The following is a 20,138-nucleotide window of genomic DNA, read 5'->3' on the forward strand; positions in this document are numbered from 1 at the left end:
CGAATCAGGGTGGTCACGCGCTCGGCCTCGCAGTGCACTCCGTAGCGACTACCACGGCACAGCCGTTCACCGGTTTTTCAAAGTCGCTCCTTCGGAAGGACTGAGTTAGCTTGGATGCGATATAGACAATGATAGATAATGCCCGGTGATGCGGGACTCCAAGCCGCCAAGCTCCCTGATATTGGCAACATTAACTTCCCCACACCCTCCGCAATACATCATTGCCATGACCGGTCGCCTCTGGATGATAGCGCGGGTTTTGGTGCATCGGCACGGGCCTATTTCCGGGCTTAAGCCAACGAGCGCTCTTGTTGTGATGACGGAACCGTGTTGCTGCGCATGAAGTCCGTTGCACACGGGCGCACTGATTGGTTCGTCTTGTTCTCCCTAGTCTCAGCATAGGCCCTCCGGTTCGGGTTCGGCATCGGGAATGCACGTGGCAAGTTTTCTCACGAACGCCGTGGAAAACCCGTTGACACCCGAAATCGCCGCAGCTACCGTACCAATCGGTAAAGTATTTACCGATTGGTACACAAACAGCTCGCGAAGGTATACTCATGTCACGCCCTCCACTCCCCCCGTTCACACGCGAAACGGCAATCGAAAAAGTCCGTCTGGCCGAAGACGGCTGGAACAGCCGCGATCCCGCCAAGGTCGCGCTTGCCTACACTGTCGACACCCACTGGCGAAACCGCGTCGAATTCGCCACCAATCGTGAAGAAGCCCAGGCATTTCTGACACGGAAATGGAACAAGGAGCACGAATACCGCCTCATCAAGGAGCTGTGGGCCTTCACCGGCAACCGCATAGCTGTGCGGTACGCCTACGAATATCGCGATGACAGTGGTCAATGGTTCCGTGCGTATGGTAACGAGAACTGGGAGTTCGCAGAGGACGGTCTGATGGCACACCGCCACGCATGCATCAACGAAATGCCGATTGCCGAGAGAGATCGCCTGTTCCATTGGCCGCTCGGCCGTCGTCCGGACGACCATGCCAGCCTCAGCGATCTGGGGCTCTAATCATGGCCCGCACGGTCGCTGAAAGATCCGACGCCATCGCCTCCCTGGCCGAAGTGTTTCGCGAGCATGGATACGAAGGTGCGAGCCTTGCCTTGATCGGCAAGGCCACCGGTCTGGGCAAGGGCAGCCTTTACCACTTCTTCCCGAATGGGAAGGAGGAGATGGTCCGGGCCGTGCTCGCCGAGATCGAGCAATGGTTTGAAGATTCCGTCTATTCTCCCCTGCGAGATGGAGACGATGCCGATGCAGCGATCTCGGCAATGCTCGATGAAACCGCGAAATACTTCAGATCGGGCAGGCGCGTCTGTCTCGTCGGTGCCCTGGCTGTTGCCAACACCAGAGACCTCTTCGCGCAGGCCATCCGGGGTTACTTCGTCGCCTGGGTAGACGCTCTGCAGGCAGCGCTTGTCCGGCAAGGTCGTAACGCTGAGCAGGCACGTCTCCTCTCGGAAGACGCCGTTCTCGCCATCCAGGGCGCGATCGTCCTCTCCCGGGCGCTCGACGAGCCCGCCGTCTTCCAAAGGGCTATCAACCAGTTGCATGAGCGCTTGGTGGGCGCAGGTTGATAACTGTTTTCCACCAGCGGACTCGGCTCAACCACCCTATGCCATCGGGGCATCCGCCGTGCTTACCTCGCCACCTTCGCTATTGAAGGGAACTGGACCCAAAGCCCAGGACCTAAATCAGGTTGAAAATGGAATGTTTTGCTCACGGGTATCGACGGCATCATGCGCTTAGCGGAGCCCACCAATCAGGCCAGTGCCGTTGATGCCACTGATGACTTTCCCTACGGCTGCAACCCTGCGCAGCGTGCAGTATTGCGGATATGTGTCTCCATTTCACTGCATGCTCCATCTGCGTCATTGTTCCTCAGGGCAGCTATGATGCGGCGGTGCTCTGCAATGGATTGCCGCATTCGTTCCGGATCTGTGATCGGAATCGGCTGGCGCTGAGTCTCCGTCACCTGATCTCTCACAGTCTGGTATAGCGCTTTCAGCATGGTGTTGGAGCAGGCGGAAACGATGATGCCATGAAACTCCAGATCGGCCTCAACATTGGCGAGCAGGTCTTGATTGGCCCAGCAATCCTCCATGGTCTTGGTCGCCTTCTCCATCATATCGAGCTGTGCCTGGGACAGTCGTCCAGCGGAAAGACGCGCAATCTCGCCCTCGAGCAGGATGCGGGTCTGGAAGACATCAAAAACAGAATAACTTTCGGAATAACGCCATGGCGCCATGTTCCCGGTTTGGCCGGCCGCCCCATCACCGGCGGCCACGAATGTTCCCCGCCCGGCTTCCGTTTTAAGCAATCCCAATGTCTCGAGCGTCAGTAGGGCCTCGCGCAACGACGCCCGGCTGATGCCGAATTTCTGGGAGAACTCGCGCTGAGAAGGGATTTTCTCACCTGCTTTCAATTGTCCAGACTGGATCATACCCTGGATTTTGCGGGCAACCGATTGTGGCAAAAGCGTTTTGTTGAGCATCCGATCCCCGTTCCCCTGAAACCCGCACTGCCTCTTTCGATACATTTTTCAAATGAGATCTTGCAAACAATTAAAGCGCGTGCTTGTCTGGTCATACTGGTCTGACCAGTTAGACCAACGTAGATTGGCTTGAATGATAAAACAAGGGGTTCTAAAATGCTTCACGTTTCGCGTGTCAAAACTACATTCATAGCCGGGCTGATCTCGGCGCTCGGCGTCTTCCACGCCCAGGCTGCCGATCTGACGGTCGGTGCCAATATCGGCAACGTTCCATGGGAATTCCAAGATGCCAGCGGCAAGGTCGTTGGCTTCGAAGTCGATCTCGTCAACGAAATTGCAAATCGACTCGGCAAGTCGGTGGAGTTCGTCAACACACCGTTCAACGGTCTCTTCCCCGCTGTTCAGTCCGGCCGTATCAACATGGCGATTTCATCGATCACCATCACTGAAAAGCGTTTGGCGTCGGTCAGCTTCGCCCAGCCATATTATGATAGCGACCAGTCTCTGACCGTGACAGCAGCTTCCGGCATCACCGGCCTCAAGGACATGGGGGGTAAGGTTGTCGGCGTAGACACCGGATCGACGGGCGACATGTGGGCAGAAGCCCATAAGGGTGACTATAAGCTTGGCGAAATCCGCAAGTTCGAAGGCTTGCAGCCCGCCATGCTCGATCTCGTTGCCGGCCGCGTCGATGGCTATATCTCCGATATTCCGGCACTACTTTACTACGCCAAGGACAAGCCCGAGCTGAAGGTTGTCGAGCGCATTCCAACAGGCGAAAAATACTCGATCATGTTCAACAAAGGCGATCCGCTGGCAGCTGACGTCAATGCGGTCATCACCACGCTGAAGGGCGAAGGCTTCATAGCCAAGCTGCATGAAACTTGGTTCGGCGCAAAGGCCGAGGACACGACCTCGACCGTTGCCGTCGTTCAGATGCCGAAGGCCAAGTAAGGCTTGCACTGCATCCGGCGGGACTATGCGTGTCCCGCCAGTTTGCCAAGGGAGCCCGTCCGGCATGAACCTCATCAATACTTTCTTCAATGTTCCCGTATTTCTCAACAGCCTGCCGCAGTTGCTCTGGGGCTTGGTTGTCACCATTCAGATCGGTATTACCAGTATCCTTTGCGGCCTCATCGGCGGTTTGTTTCTGGCGGTGGCGCGCATTTATGCCCCGGCCGTTTTCACGCTGCTGATCCGCATCTACATCGACATCTTCCGGTCAATTCCGTTGCTGGTGCTGTTGATCGTCGTCTATTACGCGCTTCCGTTCGTTGGTATCCGTCTGTCGCCATTCCTGTCTGCTGTCACCGCCTTGTCTCTGGTGTCCGCCGCCTATACCGCGGAAATCTTTCGCGCTGGCATCGAGGCTGTTCCCCACGGTCAATTTGAAGCATCCGCAGCGCTTGGCCTCTCCAACCGCAACACGATGGTGGATATCATTCTTCCGCAGGCCATCCGGATCGTCATTCCACCGCTCACCAACAACTGCATCAATGTCATGAAAGACACCGCCCTTGCCTCGGTCGTCGCCATGCCAGACTTGTTGAAACAGGCAACACAAGCGCAGGCGCTCAACGCCAACCCCACGCCACTGATCGGTGCAGCCCTAATCTACATCGCACTGCTGTGGCCGATGGTTGCCGTCGTGGCGCGTCTCGAAAGACATTTCAATCGGGGGAAACGTTGATGGAAAAGACCACATCCCCCCTTATTTCCATCCGCGGGCTGACTAAAGCCTATGGCACGTTCACCGTGCTGCATGGCATTGATCTCGATGTGGCTGAAGGCGAAGTCGTGTGCGTTATAGGCCCTTCCGGTTCCGGCAAATCGACGCTCATACGCTGCATCAATCACCTGGAAGCCTTTCAGCCAGATAGCAGCATCACCGTAGATGGTATTCGCGTTGCGCCCGGACCGGCGCTTGCCAAGGTGCGTGCCGAAGTCGGCATGGTATTCCAGTCGTTCAATCTGTTTCCGCATATGACCGTTCTAAGAAACGTCATGATCGCCCCCATGCGGGTTCGAAAGACACCGGAAGCGGAAGCCGAACGCAAGGCGCGCGAGCTTCTGGCCCGCGTCGGCATTTCCGAGCAGGCAAAGAAGTTTCCGGGTCAACTCTCAGGCGGCCAGCAGCAGCGCGTGGCTATCGCCCGGGCGCTTGCCATGGAGCCACGCGTCCTGCTTTTTGATGAGCCAACATCGGCTCTTGATCCGGAAATGGTCGGCGAAGTGCTGGATGTGATGCGCAAACTGGCTGGCACCGGAGTGACCATGGTGATTGTCACACACGAGATGGGTTTTGCCCGTCAGGTGGCAGACCGCGTCATCTTCATGGATGGCGGGCGCCTTGTCGAATCCGGGACGCCGTCAGACATCTTCGACAATCCAAAAGAAGCAAGGACGCGTGATTTCCTTCGCGCCGTCCTCAATCACTGAACAAAAGACCATTCGGGAGACACCAGGAATGACCACCTTATCACCGCTTGACCTCGATTATGTGCGCAGCCAGTTCCCTGGGCTGTCCCGCGGCTGGACCTTTTTCGACAATGCGGGTGGATCGCAAATCTTGAAAGGCGCGCTCGAGCGCATCAATACCTTTCTGATCGAAAAGAACGTGCAGATTGGCGGCTCCTACGCCGTATCGCAGGCGGCGGCCGAAGCACTCTACGAAGCGCGGACTGCAGCCATGCAACTGGTCAACGCTTCGCGTCCGGAAGAAATCGTATTCGGCAATTCCACCACGGCGTTGCTGCAGAACCTTGCCCGCGCGATGCAGAGCCAGCTTGCGCCAGGCGACGAGATCGTCGTCACGGTCAGCGATCACGAATCCAACATCGGCCCCTGGGACCGGCTGAAAGAGGCCGGCATCAAGCTGAAGATCTGGCCGCTCAACAAGGACACTCTCAGTCTCGATCTCGCCGACCTGACACCGCTGATGAGCGATCGCACCAAGTTAGTCTGCGCGACACACGTTTCCAACATCCTTGGCTCGATCAATCCGATCCGCGAGATCGCTGATTTCGTGCATGCGAGGGGGGCAAAGATTTGCGTCGATGCCGTGGCTTACGCCCCGCACCGCGCCGTCGATGTGCAGGCGCTGGACGCCGATTATTACGTCTTTAGCCTGTACAAGACCTACGGTCCACATTACGCGCTGATGTACGGCAAATACGACCTGCTGCTCGAGCTAGATACACTTTACCACTATTTTTACGGCAAGGACAAAGTGCCGGGCAAGCTGGAGCCGGGAAACCCCAACTACGAACTTGCCTATTCCACTTGCGGCATCGTCGATTACTTAACCTCACTAGGCGAACGGGCAGGCGAGACCGGATCGGTGCGCCAGAAAATCGAGTCGGCCTTTGCGGCCATCACCGCACAGGAAAATCTTCTGACGCAACAGCTCCTGAGCTACCTACGCTCACGAAACGATTGCCGGATCGTCGGACAGGTCAACCAGGACGAGACACGCGTGCCAACAATTGCCTTCCGCTTCGATGGCCGTGAGGCTGGCGCGCTCTGCAGGGCAATGGACGGCGAAAACATCGCGATGCGGTTCGGGGATTTCCATTCGAGACGGCTTGCCGAATATCTTGAGCTGACCGACCATGGCGGCATGCTGCGGGTGTCCATGGTCCATTACAATACGTTGGAAGAGGTCGATCGCTTCACGGCAGCACTTGACCGTATTCTGGCTGGAGATGCGGGGTTTGCGAAAGCAAGCTGAGCTGTAATCAACAAGAAGGACATGGAATGATGCGTTTCGATACGGTGATCAGGCACGGAACCGTGGTGACGGCAAGCGACACGTTCGTCAGCGATGTCGGCATCAAGGATGGTCGTATCGCTGCACTTGCCGCAGAGCTGACCGATGCGGACGAGGTGATCGACGCCACCGGCCTCTTCGTGATGCCCGGCGGTATCGACAGCCATGTCCATCTCGACCAGCCCTCCGGCGATGGCATCGTCATGGCTGATGACTTCGACAGCGGCACCCGCTCGGCTGCCATTGGCGGCAACAGCACAGTTCTGGCATTCTGCATGCAGGAAAAGGGACAGTCGCTTCGCGAGGCGTTGAAGATCTATCATGCCAAAGCCGAAGGGAAATGCCACGTAGACGTGGCCTTCCATCTGGTCATTACCGATCCGACCCCAGAAGTCCTCGGCCAGGAACTGCCAGCGCTGGTGGAGGACGGCTATACCTCGTTGAAGGTCTTTATGACCTATGAGGGCCTACGGCTGCGAGACGACGAAATCCTCGCCACGCTGGATACGGCACGCCGTACCGGCACGCTCGTCATGGTTCACTGCGAGAATGAGGATGCGATCCGCTACCTGATCGGCCGGCATGAGGAAGAGGGCAAGTTTGCGCCGAAATTCCACGCCACGACCCGGCCCATCGCTGCCGAGCGAGAAGCTACCCACCGGGCGCTTTCGCTCGCTGAAATCGTCGATGTGCCGATCGTCATCGTTCATGTTTCCAACCGCGAGGCGATGGAAGAAATCCGCAGGGCCCGCCAGCGCGGCCAGAAGGTTGTCGGCGAAACCTGCCCGCAATATCTGATGCTGACCGCCGACGATCTGGATCAGAGCGAATTGGAAGGCGCGAAATATGTCTGCTCCCCACCGCCGCGTGACAAGGCTAGCCAGGATGCCTGCTGGGAGGGGTTGGAACAGGGCGTGTTCGATCTGTTTTCATCCGATCATTGCCCGTTCCGCTTCGATGACCCGGAAGGGAAATTGAACGAAAAAGGCAAACGGCATTTCCGCTGGATTCCGAACGGCATTCCCGGCGTTGCCACACGCCTGCCGATTCTTTTCTCGGAAGGCGTCATGAAGGGCCGGATCGACATCAACCAATTCGTTGCAGTCACCTCTACCAACCATGCCAAGCTTTATGGTCTTTATCCGCGCAAAGGCACCATTGCGATCGGTGCCGATGCTGACATTGCCCTTTGGGACCCGGACAAAAGAATAACCGTGACGAACGATATCCTGCAGCACGGCGCCGACTATACACCTTATGAAGGGCAGGAAGTGCGTGGCTGGCCGGTGCAGCTGCTCCTGGGTGGCCAGACGATCGTGAAGGATGGGCTGCTAACCCTGCAGAAGGGACGCGGCAACTACCTCCAGAGAAATCGCTCTTCCCTCGTGTCGAGAGGCGAGTGACCCAGCCAGGCAAAGTGTCAAAAAGCCAAAAACCGCTCACCGGTAGGACACCCGGTTCAACGACAGATGATCCACATTCGGTCTTGATGAGAATCGATACAGTGTCCCATCTGCCAAATTCATCGATCACTTGGAGACACTCGATACCTCGCCGAACTCGAGGTACCATGCACGTGTTCAGCGGCGACGAGCAGCTTCCTGATCGGCGATCGCCTTGACCACCTCGAAGTCCATTTCGGCACGCGGCTCAATTCGGGCAACCTCGCTGGCGACCTTGGCCCAATGTCGGTATTCACTGACATGACCTTGCGCGCGACTGCGCGCTGCTCTTCGTTGCGCCTCGTAGTAGGCATTGATTGGATCCGAGGCGGCAAGTTGCCTGGCGTCCTCTTGCCAACGGCGGCGGATCGCCCGACGATGTTCTATCCACGGCCTCAGAAATCCGATCATGGCCGGTCCCGCCGCGATGACAAGAACCCAGACTGGGGAATCCAGGGGGAAGGCAGTATCGAAATCTCAGAGACGCCGGCGATTTCCTGTTCCAGCCCGTGGATAATGGCTAGCCACGTTTCAAAGAGCTCGATACCTCGGCCGGCAGGGGTTTCCGATGGCCAGCAATTGCGGACCTTGCCCTGCTTACAAGGCAGCCGCTTTTCGGCGCTCATCAATTCGACCAGGGACGGATGCGGGTAGATCTCCAAAAGGTACGGCACGGCGACTTCTTTCGTCAGCTGGCGATATCCGCAGCGTTCGAAGCCGCCCCTCAGATCATCAATGATCTTTCCAGGTCTGATCGCGCTCGGCGTGTGAGAGCTGCAATGACGGGCGCCAAAGGCTGCCGAAATCAGATTATCCGAAACGCGCCGCGCAGTGATTGGCACAAGAGAAAGTAGCATATCTACGGCAACAAGATTGACAGGAGATTCAGCTATTTCCTCCGCAACAACAACGTGAGCTGCGGCTTCGGCGACCGCACCCAAAGGGCGTGAACCCGGGATCCGATCCCCTTTACCGCGATCCAGACGGTGACCACAAGACGATCCGGCGAAGATAAGGCGCCAACTGCTAGCGGTCGAGGAAACCAGCGCGACCCCACTCGGCTGGCCCGAGGTCCAGGCCGCATCAATACCCAGAATTGTCGTCATTGCACCTCCCGACCACTCAACTGGGCCTGAAGCGATCGATTGCCGTCAGGTATTTGACCGGCAGATCAGCATCCCATCGATAGATTTCCGTGCGAAGGAAATGCATCTCCCCCTCTAACGCCTCCTCGGTAAGTTCAATCCACCAGGATTTTGGGCGGCCGTCCGATCCGTCAGACCAACGGTATCCGCGCGCCTTGAGATGGTCCTTCATGTCGAAGGGACTGTTTTCCGCATAGATGCGAGCCCGCGACCGCTGGCTGACCTGATAAAGTTCGACGAATGGCGTGGTGGCCGTGCCCGGCCGAACCTGTCCAAGTACTTCCAGTAGAGCAAAACAATCGTCGACCGCACGATGACCATCATGAAAATATCCGGACTGGCCGACCAGGTAACCGAGCTTGCTGCCCTCGAAGCCGCGTGCGGACCAGTCTATTTCGGAGACGGAACAGGCCCAGGCCTTATGCACGAAGACCGGCGAGAAAGCTTCGCAGAACGGACGGTCGAAACTAGCATTGTGGGCAATGATCAGATCGGCGGGCTCGATCAAAGCGTTCAACAGGGCGACATCGATGACCTGTCCCGCGACCATGTCATCGGTGATCCCGGTCAGACGGGTGATGTCGGTCGGGATCGCGATCGTCGGCTGCCGAAGCCCGCCATAAATACCCGTAACGTCGCCGAGCTCACCTGCATCATTGAAAGTGAAGGCAATCACGCCGATTTCGATGATCTCATCTGTGCGGTAATTGAGGCCGGTCGTTTCTGTGTCAAGAATGATGCCGCGACGCGGAAAACCCGGACGCGGGTATTTTACAATTGCACGCGGGTGAAGCTTTCGCAGTATGCGGTAATTGGCGGTGTTTTCCAGATGACGTGCCATCGCTTCGTCATCGATGGCCAACACCTCCTTCGCGATGACCTGCGGCCGGGCTACTCGCTCCTTGGCTACCGGAACACAACCTGCAAAGAAGTCGAGTTGCGAAGTCATTCAATCCCTTTCTGATTGCAGCGTCTTTGAACGCACAATACGTATCGGCGCCGGTACGGGCAACGCCCTACCCGTTTCAGTTCGCCTTGGGGACAGTGGTTCAGGCTCTGGGATGCCGCGAGTGTCGTCGGCCATTGGACAATTTGACGATGCTTGGAGGCAAATGGCGGGTGTCCGACGTGACGTTGACGTGCCCTCAAACGATTAGGCAATTTTGAACTGGAATTTCCACTTATGCTCCCTGAGGGCAGATGAGGAGAATTCGATGAAAGCGTCCAAGTTCTCGGAAACGCAGATCGCGTTCGTTTTGAAACAGCTAGAGAATGGTAATGATGGATCAGACCAGGCTTTGGACGATGCATGAAAGTTCGCGGTGTAGCCGGTCGCTGGTATTTCTGCCCTGCCGACAACACACCGGGAAAACAGGCCGATCACGACCGCGAGATACAGCCATCCCTCACGGGTCCAGACATGGGAAATATCGACACGCGGATGGCTTGGAACATTGGCAGGCGGCTTACGCCGCCCGCCGTGCCCGCCTACCTTGCTTTACTGGGCGGCCCGTTTCGTGGCCTTGGCGGCCTCGTCGATGACTTCGGCTATCACGTCCGGCTGCGTAAAGAACAGCGCATGGCTAGCATCGACCTCGGTCACTTTGGCGCCGATGCGCTTTGCCATTTTCTGGAGCATGCGCTGGTCGAAGGCCTTGTCCTGGCGAGCAATAACGGCCCAGCTGGGCTTGGTGTGCCATGCGGCATTCTTGAGCTTGATGCCGAAGGACGACAGGTTGATCGGCACCTGGGAATTCTCCAGGAAAGCTGCGTCCTCGTCGGTCGCATCAGCAGCGAAGCCTGCCTTGAAGGTGCCAGCCTTGAGAACGCCGAAGCCATCGGTGGTCGGTTCGATTACGAATTCCGGCGGGGTCGTGTAGCCTTCATACTGCTGCGCGGTCGTCTCGCCAGCATCGGGAGAGAGGGCGGAGACATAAACCAGGCCGGTCACTTTGGGATCGATGCCCGCTTCGGTAATCATGACGCCACCCCAGGAATGACCCACGAGAATAGTCGGACCGTCCTGACGTTCGATTGCCCGTTTCGTGGCGGCGATGTCGTCAGCGAGCGAGGTCAGCGGGTTCTGCACGATCGTGACCTTATAGCCGCGCTGAGTGAGGTTGTCGTACACCCCACGCCAGCCGGAACCGTCGGCGAAAGCGCCGTGGACGAGGACGACGTTCTTGACGGCCTGATTTTCAGGGATCTTGTCAGCGGCGTTGGCGGCCGTAGCGATGCCGATTGCTGCAGTAGCTGCGATGATGATGCCAGCCTTCATAAGTCTCTCTCCTCTTTATATTGCGATAATATTTATCGCGATAAATGTTTTATATTGGCTACCTCGATATCTGTCAATCATAATTGTTATCGCGATATTTATTTTCACGAAAACGTCAGATATAACCGGGAGCAGAAGGAGATCCTCATGGCCCGACAGAAATCCAACGACCCCGTGCCGCTCGATGATCAAGTGTGCTACGCCATCTACTCGGCGGGCCTGGCGATCCAGCGGCTTTACAAGCCCTGGCTCGACCAGCTCGGCCTGACCTATCCGCAATATCTCGTGCTGAACGTTCTCTGGCAGGAGGACGAACAGACGGTTGGCCATATCGGCGAGAAGCTCGCCCTTGAATCGAGCACCCTGACGCCGCTGCTCAAGCGCCTCGAAGGCGCTGGGCTTCTTCGGCGCACACGCAACCCCGACAACGAGCGCCAGGTGGTGGTCGGCCTGACCGACGATGGCCGGGCACTCCGATCAAAGGCCGGCTGCCTTGGCGACGCACTTCTGGATACGTCAGGGCACACTTCAGATCGACTCGGTGCGCTCAACCACGAGGTCAGACAATTGCGCGACGACATTTACGCAAAGCTGGGCAGTTGGAACGCGTCTGCCTGAGCCGACGCGCGGGGCACCGTAACCGATAGCGGTTGAAGGCCACCATCCGACATCCCCACGGGTGACCATCGTTCCACATTGCGGGTGATATCACTCTTTATCAGAGCTAATGACCACGCCTTCCAACCACAGCCGCGCATCGCCGTTGACTTGCTTGTCCAAAAGACGTTCGACGCTCGTGCCATCAGCGAAAGCTCCGGCATTGTCTCCAGAGCCATCTACGCCATCGGTGTCGGCAGCGAGTGCACGGACATCAAATCCATCGATCGCCATAGCCAGAGACAGCGCGAACTCTCCGAAGCTCACTGTCGTTTCGCCTCTGGACAACACCACGCAGGGTTGGACGAAAGGACTGTCGTGCGACACAATCTCGCGTGCTATGGCCGCGTGTACAAGGCCAACATCACGCGCTCCTCCCTCCATGCGAACAGACAGTATAACTGGCGTGCCCCCTGAAACACGCGCAAGCGCTGCAGCTTCTTCAAGCGCAATTCTCGAAGACTGCGATTGCGCCATTTGCGCCGCGCCTTTACCTGCGTCCATGACGCGGCAGGAGATCTTTGATCCTGTTTACAGGACTGGCGGCCTCGATTGCTGCTTCATATAATGTGAGGAACAGGCTGGGACTTACGATCATGATCGGTCGCTCTCGTACTTCGACGAATAGCCGGAAGGTCTCATAGTGCTTTGATCAACGCCGAGTGGTCTTTGTCGCCCAGGCCCTTTTCCATCGCGCCGTTCATCAATTGATGAACAATCGCAGTGTTGGGCAGCATAAGCTCCAGCAGCCGGGCTGATTCGAGCGCGAGCGAAATGTCCTTGTGGTGCAGGCTTATCCGAAAGCCTGGCTCGAACGTTTCATTGATCATACGTTCGCCGTGGACCTCCAGTACGCGGGACGACGCAAAGCCGCCCATTAATGCCTTGCGCACGATGGAGGGGTCTGCACCAGATTTCTTCGAAAAGCGAAGGGCTTCCGAAACGGCCTGAATATTGAGGGCAACCACGATCTGGTTGGCGACCTTCGCAACCTGACCATTTCCCACGTCGCCAATCAGGGTGATGTTCTTGCCCATCTTTCCGAGCAGGTCCTTTGCTCGCTCGAAAACATCCGGTTTGCCGCCGACCATGATGGTCAGCGACGCGGCCTTGGCCCCAACTTCACCACCCGATACCGGCGCGTCGAGATAATCGCATCCCAGCGCCTCAATACGCGCGGCAAAATCCTTCGTCGCAATTGGTGAAATCGAGCTCATGTCGATGACAAGCTTTCCCGTATCGAGGCCGTGTGCGACGCCATCGTCACCGAAGAGAACGTTTTCCACATCGGGCGTGTCCGGCAGCATCAAGATCACGATGTCAGCGCTGCGCGCTACCTCCGCAGCCGAACTGCAGGCCGTCGCACCGCTTTCAACGAGGTGGTTCGACACAGGTTTGACCCTGTGAAGATAAAGCTCATGTCCGGCATCGATCAGATGCTGCGCCATCGGGCGGCCCATGACGCCCAGTCCGATAAATCCTATTTTCATGGCTCAATCCTCCTGTTGATATGCTTTCAACCAGCCAAGGCCTGCACTGGTGGTCGACGCCGGTCGATATTCGCAGCCGACCCATCCGTCGTAACCAAGTTCATCCAGACGCTTGAAGATGAAATCGTGGTTGATCTCGCCCGTCCCCGGCTCATGCCGTCCGGGATTGTCGGCGATCTGAACGTGGCCGATTTTGTCGAGCAGGCGCTCGAAGGTCGCGACGAGATCGCCCTGCATGATCTGCATGTGGTAGAAATCATACTGTATCAGCAGGTTGGAATGCCCGACACGGTCCATGATCCGCTCAGCCTGATTGGTGTTGGTGATGAAATATCCGGGTATGTCGCGCGTGTTGATGGGCTCGAAGACAAGGGCAATTCCGACATCCGCCAGACGCTGCGCCGCTTGCCCGAGATTGCCGACGAGCGTGTCTTCCAAAACCTGTGGATCGACACCGGGCGGTTGAATGCCGGCCAGACAATTGATCTTCCGGCATCCCAGAACTTTTGCATAGCGGATTGCTGTTTCCATGGACGTCTCGAATTCGGAGACCCTCTCGGGCAGACAGGCGATACCGCGCTCGCCTGCGGTCCAGTCGCCGGGCGGCAGGTTGAACAGGGCCTGCGTCAGATTGCACCTCTTGAGTTCCGCAGCAATCGCCTCTGCGTCCTCCTCATAGGGACTGACATATTCGACTGCCGCAAAGCCATCGGCAGCAGCAGCGGCGAACCGTTCCATGAACGGATGTTCGGTGTAAAGCATGGACAGGTTGGCAGCGAATTTCGGCATCTGCAATGGCCTCAAACGTGGTCTGCGCGCAGGCGGTGCAGCATGCGCTTGTTGCGGGGGTCGGGGTTCGGAACGGAAGAGATCAGTCGTTTTGTGTAGGGCTGCGACGGGGTCTTGCAGACGGTTTCCGCATCACCCACCTCGATGATCTTACCTTTGTGCATGACGGCGACGCGGTGGCAGAAATAGCGTACCACCGAGATATCGTGCGAAATGAAGATGAAGCTCAGATTGAGCTGCTTTTGAATGTCGAGCAGCAGGTCGAGGATCTGGCTTCGGATCGAGACGTCGAGCGCCGAAGTCGCCTCGTCGGCGACGATCACCTTCGGGTTGACGGCAAGCGCCCTTGCAATGCCGATCCGCTGGCGCTGGCCACCAGAAAAAGCATGTGGGTACCTCTCCATCGCCAGGGGATCGAGCCCGACTTTTTGTAAAAGCTCGGCAACGCGCGTCTCCACCGCTTTGCCGGACATGCCTCCGGCGATGACCAGAGGATCGCCGATGATCTGTTTGACCGTCATGCGAGGGTTAAGCGACGCAAACGGATCTTGAAAGATGAGACGCACATCCTGATGATAGCGGCGCAGATCCCCTTTGCCCAGCGACGTGACGTCGATCGGTGCCGCATCGGTTTTTTCCCGATAAGCGATCGTCCCGCAGGTCGGCTCGACGATACGCAGGATCATCCGTCCAAGGGTGGTTTTGCCCGAGCCGCTTTCACCGACAATGCCGAGACTTTCGCCGGCAAACAGGTCGAGATTGGCGTCATCCACGGCCACAAGCCCACGACCGCCGCCTCGCGAAAACAGTCCGGACGGTGCGCCGTAGATTTTTGAAAGATTGCGCAATGACAGGATTGGAGCAACGTTGGCCGTTAGCGACGCCGGAAGCATGCGCGCGGCTGCACCGCCCTCTAGCTTGACCGTCGCTTCCAGAAGTTGCCGAGTATAGGGATGCTGGCTGGCGTGGAAAATCTGGTCCACCGGCGCCTTCTCAACGATCTTTCCAAAGCGCATGACAGCGACCTCGTCCGCGACTTCTGCAACGATGCCCATGTCGTGGGTGATGAGCAGCATCGCCATGCCGCGCTCCACCTGCAGCCGCTTGATGAGATCGAGGATTTCGGCCTGCGTCGTCACATCGAGCGCCGTCGTCGGCTCATCGGCGATTAGGACTTCCGGGTCGCAGGCAAGCGCCATGGCAATCATCGCCCGCTGGCGCATTCCGCCGGAAAACTCGAAGGTGTAGCGGTCGGCCATCAGTTCCGGTTGCGGTATCTCCACCTGCCGCAGCAGTTCGATACAGCGCTCCCGCGCCTGCTTCTTCGACACGCGTCGATGCAGACGCACGGCTTCAATGATCTGTGAACCAATGGTATGGACCGGCGACAGCGAACTCATCGGCTCCTGAAAGATCAGGCCGATCCGTCCACCGCGAATGGCCAGAACTTCGCGACTGCTTGCTGCAAATTTCGCGATATCGACGGGTCCGTTTGTCCCATCGAGAACGATCTGGCCACCGGTCATCTGTCCGGGCTTGTCGATGATCCGCATCAGCGCACGGGCGGTCACCGACTTGCCCGAACCGCTTTCACCCACCAGCGCAAGCGTCTTTCCACGTTCAAGGTCGAAACTGACATTACGAACGGCGTGGAGCACGTGGGTTCTGAGATGGAAATCGATGGAAAGGTCTTTGACCGCCAGCAAAGTTCCGGGCTTTGTCATCTCGCTTCCTCTTAGCTGTCGTAAGGGTCGGCTGCATCGCGCAGGCCATCGCCGAAGAAATTGAAGGACAGCACGGCCAAGACGACCGCGAGGCTGGGCCAAATCAGGAGCCATGGAGCGGTGGCAACCGTGCGCACGTTCTGTGCGTCCTGCAACAGCACACCCCAGCTGACGACCGGCGGTTTCAATCCCACACCGAGAAACGACAGCGAGGTTTCGGCGACGATCATGGTGGGAATGGCAAGCGTCACCACCGCCAGAATGTGGCTGGTCAGCGATGGCAGAATGTGGCGGAATATGATCCGCCTTTCTCCGGCACCGTCCAGCCGTGCAGCCGTCACGAAATCATCCCCGCGCAGGGCGAAGAATCGTCCCCGCACCTCGCGCGCCAAACCGGTCCAGCTCAGCAACGAAACGATCAGCGTGACGACGAAGTAGACCGACAGCGGCGACCAGTTGAGGGGGATGGCGGCGGCCAGTCCCAGCCAGAGCGGAATGGTAGGCATGGCGCTGACGATCTCGATGATGCGTTGAGTGAGTGTATCCACCCAGCCACCGTAATAGCCGGATACCGCACCCATCACGACGCCGAGCGTCAGCGAAATGGCAACGCCGACAAGGCCGATGGACATGGAGACACGGGTTCCATAGATGAGGCGGCTCATGAGATCTCGCCCCAGTCGGTCAGAACCCAAAAGATACATCGGGTCGCGGGCGTCCAGTGGTCCGACCAAATGTGTTTCCATGGAAATAAGGCCCCACAGCTTGTAGGGCGCCCCTTTGACGAAAAATCCGATGGGAATGATTTTCGTGTCGTCGACGACGAAGCTGCGGCGGAGCGCCTTCGGTTCGATCTCGATTTTGTAGCCCTTCACATGTGGCAGAAATTGCGAGCTACCATCGGCAGCCGGCGCAAACAGGGCAATGCGCTGCGGTGGCGCGAAGGTGTATTGTGGGCGCGACGTGTTCGGCAGGCCCGGGGCCAGAAATTCGGCAAAGGCTCCGATGAGATAAAGCAACAGAATGATGCCTGCGGCAAGGGCGGCGACCTTGTGGCGGAAAAAACGCTGGCGGATGAGCGTCCATTGCCCTGCGGCTTCCAGATTTGACACCTTGCGACCGGACTTCAGCGGGCTGATGGCGGGGCCGGTTTCCAGCGCGACGGTTGGGTTTTGGTTGATCGACATAGCCACCCCTCAATTGAACCGGATGCGGGGATCGAGCACCGCAAGCAATATGTCTGAAATCAGCATGCCCACCAGCGTCAGCACGCCCATCAGGAGAATGAAACTTCCGGCCAGATACATGTCCTGACCCACCAATGCCCGCAACAGAAGCGGTCCGGCCGTTGGAAGGTTCAGCACGATCGCGGTGATGGTAACGCCGGAAACAAGGTCGGGGAGTACCCAGCCGATCGAGCTGACGAAAGGGTTGAGAGCGATGCGGACGGGGTATTTCACGATGACTTTGCGCTCGGGCAACCCCTTGGCACGGGCCGTGATGACATAGGGCTTGCTCAATTCGTCCGACAGGTTTGCCCGCAGAATTCTGATCATTGCGGCAGTACCCGACATGGCGATGACGATCACCGGTATCCACATATGGCCGAGCATGTCCTGGAATTTTGCGAAGCTCCACGGCGCATCGACAAAGGCGGGGGAAAATATCCCGCCAACGCTTTGCCCCAGAAACCGGTAACTCGCATACATCAGCGTCAGCGCCATGATGAAGTTGGGAACGGCCAGCCCGATGAAGCCGAGGAGCGTAAAGGCATGGTCGCCGAAGGAATGACGCCTGACGGCAGAATAGATCCCGATCGGAAGGGATATCGCCCAGACCAGCAGAAGACTCGCCAGCGAAATCAGCAGCGTCGAACCCATCCGGTCCCAGATAAGGGTCGATACCGGTTGGTTCCACTCGAAGGAATATCCGAAATCGCCACGGGTCAGTATTCCGCTGATCCAAGCCAAATACTGGACATAGACCGGTTGATCGAGACCATATTGCGCGCGCAGGCGCGCAATCGTCGCCTCGTCCAGATTCTGCCCACCATCGGCCATGGTGGAAAGAAGCGAGGTCAGATAATCGCCGGGTGGCAACTGAATGATCATGAATGCGATCAAGGACATGCCGAACAGGGTCGGTATCATGTAAAGAACGCGCTTCGCCACGTATGTCAGCATGGGTTCCTCCCGCTACATGCCATCCGTCTTATGATTGCCAGGTCAGATGAACCGTCTCGAGGTCCCGGATGGAAGGCACGGTGATTTCTGCACGGTTGCCAACGATCTTGCAGGACGCAGCCTCGTTTTTCACCAGCAATTTCACCGAAGCAGACGTGCGACCCTTCGGCAGTTCGATCGATAGCGTCTGTTCGCCGATCGGGTAGACCTCCCGCAAGGGGCCCTTCATCATCATCGGGTTGGTAAGGTTGACGAGGAAGATCGCCATGGCATCTTCGCTTTCATAAACGGCGATGTCGATGATTCCCTTTCCTTCAACCGTCACACGATGGTCCTGACCAAGAGCCCAGTTCACGGCGTTTGCGATCAGCCTGCCGTGATCGGGTGCAAGCACTTTCCAGAAGACCTCGCCGATGTTCCATGGAATGTAGACCGCACGACCTCCATGGCCCGTCTCACGCGCAACAACGGCAGCGCCGCTCGGAGCTTCACGCGGGTAGACTTCCTCCATAGGCAGATCTGGAAAATCGGGGACGTAAAGGAACGGCGTTTCAGCTTCCGACTTGGCATCGACAGCAATCATGTGAGTGCCGCCAATGATGCGCGCGGCGCCGTCGTAACCCTCGTTCAATGGGTGCGGATCGGAAAGCGCGACATAGGTGTTCTTCACCGGGCCACGAGGCGCCGCTGTCAGCGAGGCACCGAAGACATTCGACAGGCCGAAATCATCGCGCCGCTTGCCGATTTCATTGTAGAGAGATGTCTCATGCGCGGCCACGACCGACCCGCCGCGCCGCACATATTGCTCGATGGCCGCACACTGACCGTCAGACAGGTAGGTTGCATTGGCCAGAATGATGAGCTTGAAGCGATCAAGCGCATCCGGGGTCATCACCTGATCGGAAAGGAATTCGAACGGAATTCGTGCCTCGACTAACGCATGATAAAAACCGAGATCATTATGTTCGGCAATATGACGTTGCTCCGGAGCCCAGTGCCGCAACGTCGTTGAGGGATCGATAATGGCGATTTCGGCAGTTGGCTTCAGCCCCTCCACATGCGGCTCGATGTCTGCGTGAAGATTGAAGGCTTCCGCAACCGGCCGTACCCAGCGGTCGTCGGGAACGCAGGCATTGAATTTGGTGAACCAGGGGAACAGGCCCTGCGCCATGCCATCGTGAATCCAGAGCTTGATTTCCTCGCTGCTCTGGACTGAATCTTTCCATCGGTATTCTTCTTCGGGACCGATCGAGGTGATGAGGCCAACGGGCCGGTCGCGGAACGTTCCACGAATGCGTTTGCCGTTGCGTCCGGCAGACCAGCCGACCTCCACGCCTTGGCGCGCCTGATGGTCAACGAACAGGATCGGACAATGTTTCTGAATGAGCGAAAGATCGAATTCCATCAGAGACGACCCGCTCATATTGGGAATGAAACTGGCATGGGCACGGATGGATTTGACCGTCTCGTCCCAATGGACCACGAGTTCGGTTAGAATGCGTCTGCGCCATGCGGCCCATGCTTGCCAGGCAGGATCGGTCGCATCCGGTTTCAAGGGCAGATCAAAGCCTGTTTCCTGCCTGAAGCGTTTGCGATTGTCTTCGCTGTAGGAAACACCATGCCCCTGCCAGCGGTTGGCGAATACAGCATCGACGTCATACTTGGTCACGACTTCACGAATGACGTCGGTGGTGAAGTCGCGATTATAGCTTCCCAGCGCATCGGTGACGTAGATACCAGGAAATGCCCAATGTTCACGCGGGCTTCCATCCGGATTGATCGCCACCCATTCTGGATGTGCTTGCGCCGCATCTGCATGGATCGCATGCGGATCGACACGCGCCATGACGTGCATTCCCAACTTGCGCGCGCCTTCCACAATGGTGCCGAACGGATCGGTGTCGCCGATGAAACTGGACACGTAATGCAGGGGGATTTCGCTCGGATAATAGGCGATATAGCCGCCAGCCGAAAGGCAGACCGCATTCGACTTAGTGCGCTTGAAGACATCGATCCAGAATTCCGGATCATATTTCGCCGGATCGTCCTCCGCAAAGGTCAATTGCGTCCAGCGGGTGGCGGATTTGAACCATTCCTGAGAGCGAACGGCACCTTCGGATATGGCGTTTGGTCTATGCAACATGTGGTCTCCAGTG

General features: G+C 57.6%; 20 protein-coding genes. 8 read left to right on the forward strand and 12 right to left on the reverse strand.

What is annotated here, in order from left to right; all coding sequences use genetic code 11:
• The first annotated feature begins 557 nt into the window (after window positions 1-557).
• Together N7578_RS22725 and N7578_RS22730 are read left to right on the forward strand one after the other, a co-directional pair.
• A complete protein-coding gene (locus tag N7578_RS22725; protein WP_311112612.1) occupies window positions 558-1,022 on the forward strand; it encodes a DUF1348 family protein in 465 nt (154 codons plus the stop codon).
• A gap of 2 nt (window positions 1,023-1,024) precedes the next feature.
• Window positions 1,025-1,588, forward strand: a complete 564-nt coding sequence (locus N7578_RS22730; protein WP_311112613.1) for a TetR/AcrR family transcriptional regulator — start codon at window positions 1,025-1,027, stop codon at window positions 1,586-1,588.
• Between the two features lie 221 nt (window positions 1,589-1,809).
• Here N7578_RS22730 and N7578_RS22735 read toward each other — a convergent pair whose 3' ends face one another.
• Window positions 1,810-2,505, reverse strand: coding sequence for an FCD domain-containing protein (locus N7578_RS22735; protein ID WP_311112614.1), 696 nt, complete (start codon window positions 2,503-2,505; stop codon window positions 1,810-1,812).
• Between the two features lie 156 nt (window positions 2,506-2,661).
• On the opposite strand from N7578_RS22735, the gene N7578_RS22740 reads away from it, so the two are divergent.
• From N7578_RS22740 to hydA, 5 genes are all read left to right on the forward strand, one after another.
• Window positions 2,662-3,459 carry an ABC transporter substrate-binding protein gene (locus N7578_RS22740; RefSeq protein WP_311112615.1) on the forward strand — a complete coding sequence of 266 codons (798 nt, stop codon included), beginning with the start codon at window positions 2,662-2,664 and terminating at the stop codon, window positions 3,457-3,459.
• A gap of 64 nt (window positions 3,460-3,523) precedes the next feature.
• Window positions 3,524-4,195: an amino acid ABC transporter permease gene (locus N7578_RS22745; protein ID WP_311112616.1), complete on the forward strand. Its 672-nt coding sequence runs from the start codon at window positions 3,524-3,526 to the stop codon at window positions 4,193-4,195.
• Entirely contained in the window at window positions 4,195-4,944 is a 750-nt protein-coding gene (locus N7578_RS22750) for an amino acid ABC transporter ATP-binding protein (protein ID WP_311112617.1), read from the forward strand. Before N7578_RS22745 ends, N7578_RS22750 begins: the two co-directional genes overlap by 1 nt.
• 28 nt (window positions 4,945-4,972) lie before the next feature.
• Window positions 4,973-6,235 carry a cysteine desulfurase-like protein gene (locus N7578_RS22755; RefSeq protein WP_311112618.1) on the forward strand — a complete coding sequence of 421 codons (1,263 nt, stop codon included), beginning with the start codon at window positions 4,973-4,975 and terminating at the stop codon, window positions 6,233-6,235.
• Window positions 6,236-6,264: 29 nt separating this feature from the next.
• On the forward strand, window positions 6,265-7,677 hold the full coding sequence (gene hydA, locus N7578_RS22760; protein ID WP_311112764.1) for a dihydropyrimidinase: 1,413 nt from the start codon (window positions 6,265-6,267) through the stop codon (window positions 7,675-7,677).
• Between the two features lie 177 nt (window positions 7,678-7,854).
• Here hydA and N7578_RS22765 read toward each other — a convergent pair whose 3' ends face one another.
• From N7578_RS22765 to N7578_RS22780, 4 genes are all read right to left on the reverse strand, one after another.
• The gene (locus tag N7578_RS22765) at window positions 7,855-8,127 is read right to left on the reverse strand and encodes a hypothetical protein (RefSeq protein ID WP_311112619.1); all 273 of its coding nucleotides are present in this window, start codon (window positions 8,125-8,127) and stop codon (window positions 7,855-7,857) included.
• Complete coding sequence (locus N7578_RS22770) at window positions 8,124-8,822, reverse strand: DUF429 domain-containing protein (RefSeq protein WP_311112620.1); 699 nt, start codon at window positions 8,820-8,822, stop codon at window positions 8,124-8,126. The genes N7578_RS22765 and N7578_RS22770 overlap by 4 nt, the downstream gene beginning before the upstream one ends.
• A 16-nt stretch (window positions 8,823-8,838) precedes the next feature.
• Entirely contained in the window at window positions 8,839-9,810 is a 972-nt protein-coding gene (locus N7578_RS22775; protein ID WP_311112621.1) for a 3'-5' exonuclease, read from the reverse strand.
• 549 nt (window positions 9,811-10,359) lie between these two features.
• The gene (locus N7578_RS22780; protein WP_311112622.1) at window positions 10,360-11,139 is read right to left on the reverse strand and encodes an alpha/beta hydrolase; all 780 of its coding nucleotides are present in this window, start codon (window positions 11,137-11,139) and stop codon (window positions 10,360-10,362) included.
• A gap of 147 nt (window positions 11,140-11,286) precedes the next feature.
• Between N7578_RS22780 and N7578_RS22785 the strand changes: the two genes are divergently transcribed.
• Window positions 11,287-11,757 (forward strand): MarR family transcriptional regulator, encoded by a 471-nt coding sequence (locus tag N7578_RS22785; protein ID WP_311112623.1) that lies wholly within the window; start codon window positions 11,287-11,289, stop codon window positions 11,755-11,757.
• A gap of 90 nt (window positions 11,758-11,847) precedes the next feature.
• Here N7578_RS22785 and N7578_RS22790 read toward each other — a convergent pair whose 3' ends face one another.
• From N7578_RS22790 to N7578_RS22820, 7 genes are all read right to left on the reverse strand, one after another.
• Entirely contained in the window at window positions 11,848-12,300 is a 453-nt protein-coding gene (locus N7578_RS22790; protein WP_422646742.1) for an MOFRL family protein, read from the reverse strand.
• A 134-nt stretch (window positions 12,301-12,434) separates the two neighbouring features.
• On the reverse strand, window positions 12,435-13,286 hold the full coding sequence (locus N7578_RS22795; RefSeq protein WP_311112624.1) for a 2-hydroxy-3-oxopropionate reductase: 852 nt from the start codon (window positions 13,284-13,286) through the stop codon (window positions 12,435-12,437).
• Between the two features lie 3 nt (window positions 13,287-13,289).
• Entirely contained in the window at window positions 13,290-14,075 is a 786-nt protein-coding gene (gene otnI / locus N7578_RS22800) for a 2-oxo-tetronate isomerase (protein WP_311112625.1), read from the reverse strand.
• Between the two features lie 11 nt (window positions 14,076-14,086).
• Window positions 14,087-15,799 carry an ABC transporter ATP-binding protein gene (locus tag N7578_RS22805; RefSeq protein WP_311112626.1) on the reverse strand — a complete coding sequence of 571 codons (1,713 nt, stop codon included), beginning with the start codon at window positions 15,797-15,799 and terminating at the stop codon, window positions 14,087-14,089.
• Between the two features lie 11 nt (window positions 15,800-15,810).
• Window positions 15,811-16,986, reverse strand: coding sequence for an ABC transporter permease (locus N7578_RS22810; protein WP_311112627.1), 1,176 nt, complete (start codon window positions 16,984-16,986; stop codon window positions 15,811-15,813).
• A gap of 9 nt (window positions 16,987-16,995) precedes the next feature.
• Complete coding sequence (locus tag N7578_RS22815) at window positions 16,996-17,982, reverse strand: ABC transporter permease (protein WP_311112628.1); 987 nt, start codon at window positions 17,980-17,982, stop codon at window positions 16,996-16,998.
• A 28-nt stretch (window positions 17,983-18,010) separates the two neighbouring features.
• Window positions 18,011-20,125, reverse strand: a complete 2,115-nt coding sequence (locus N7578_RS22820; protein ID WP_311112629.1) for a family 10 glycosylhydrolase — start codon at window positions 20,123-20,125, stop codon at window positions 18,011-18,013.
• Window positions 20,126-20,138: the final 13 nt, after the last annotated feature.

This window comes from Agrobacterium tumefaciens, assembly GCF_031801495.1.
Taxonomy (GTDB): domain Bacteria; phylum Pseudomonadota; class Alphaproteobacteria; order Rhizobiales; family Rhizobiaceae; genus Agrobacterium; species Agrobacterium tumefaciens_K.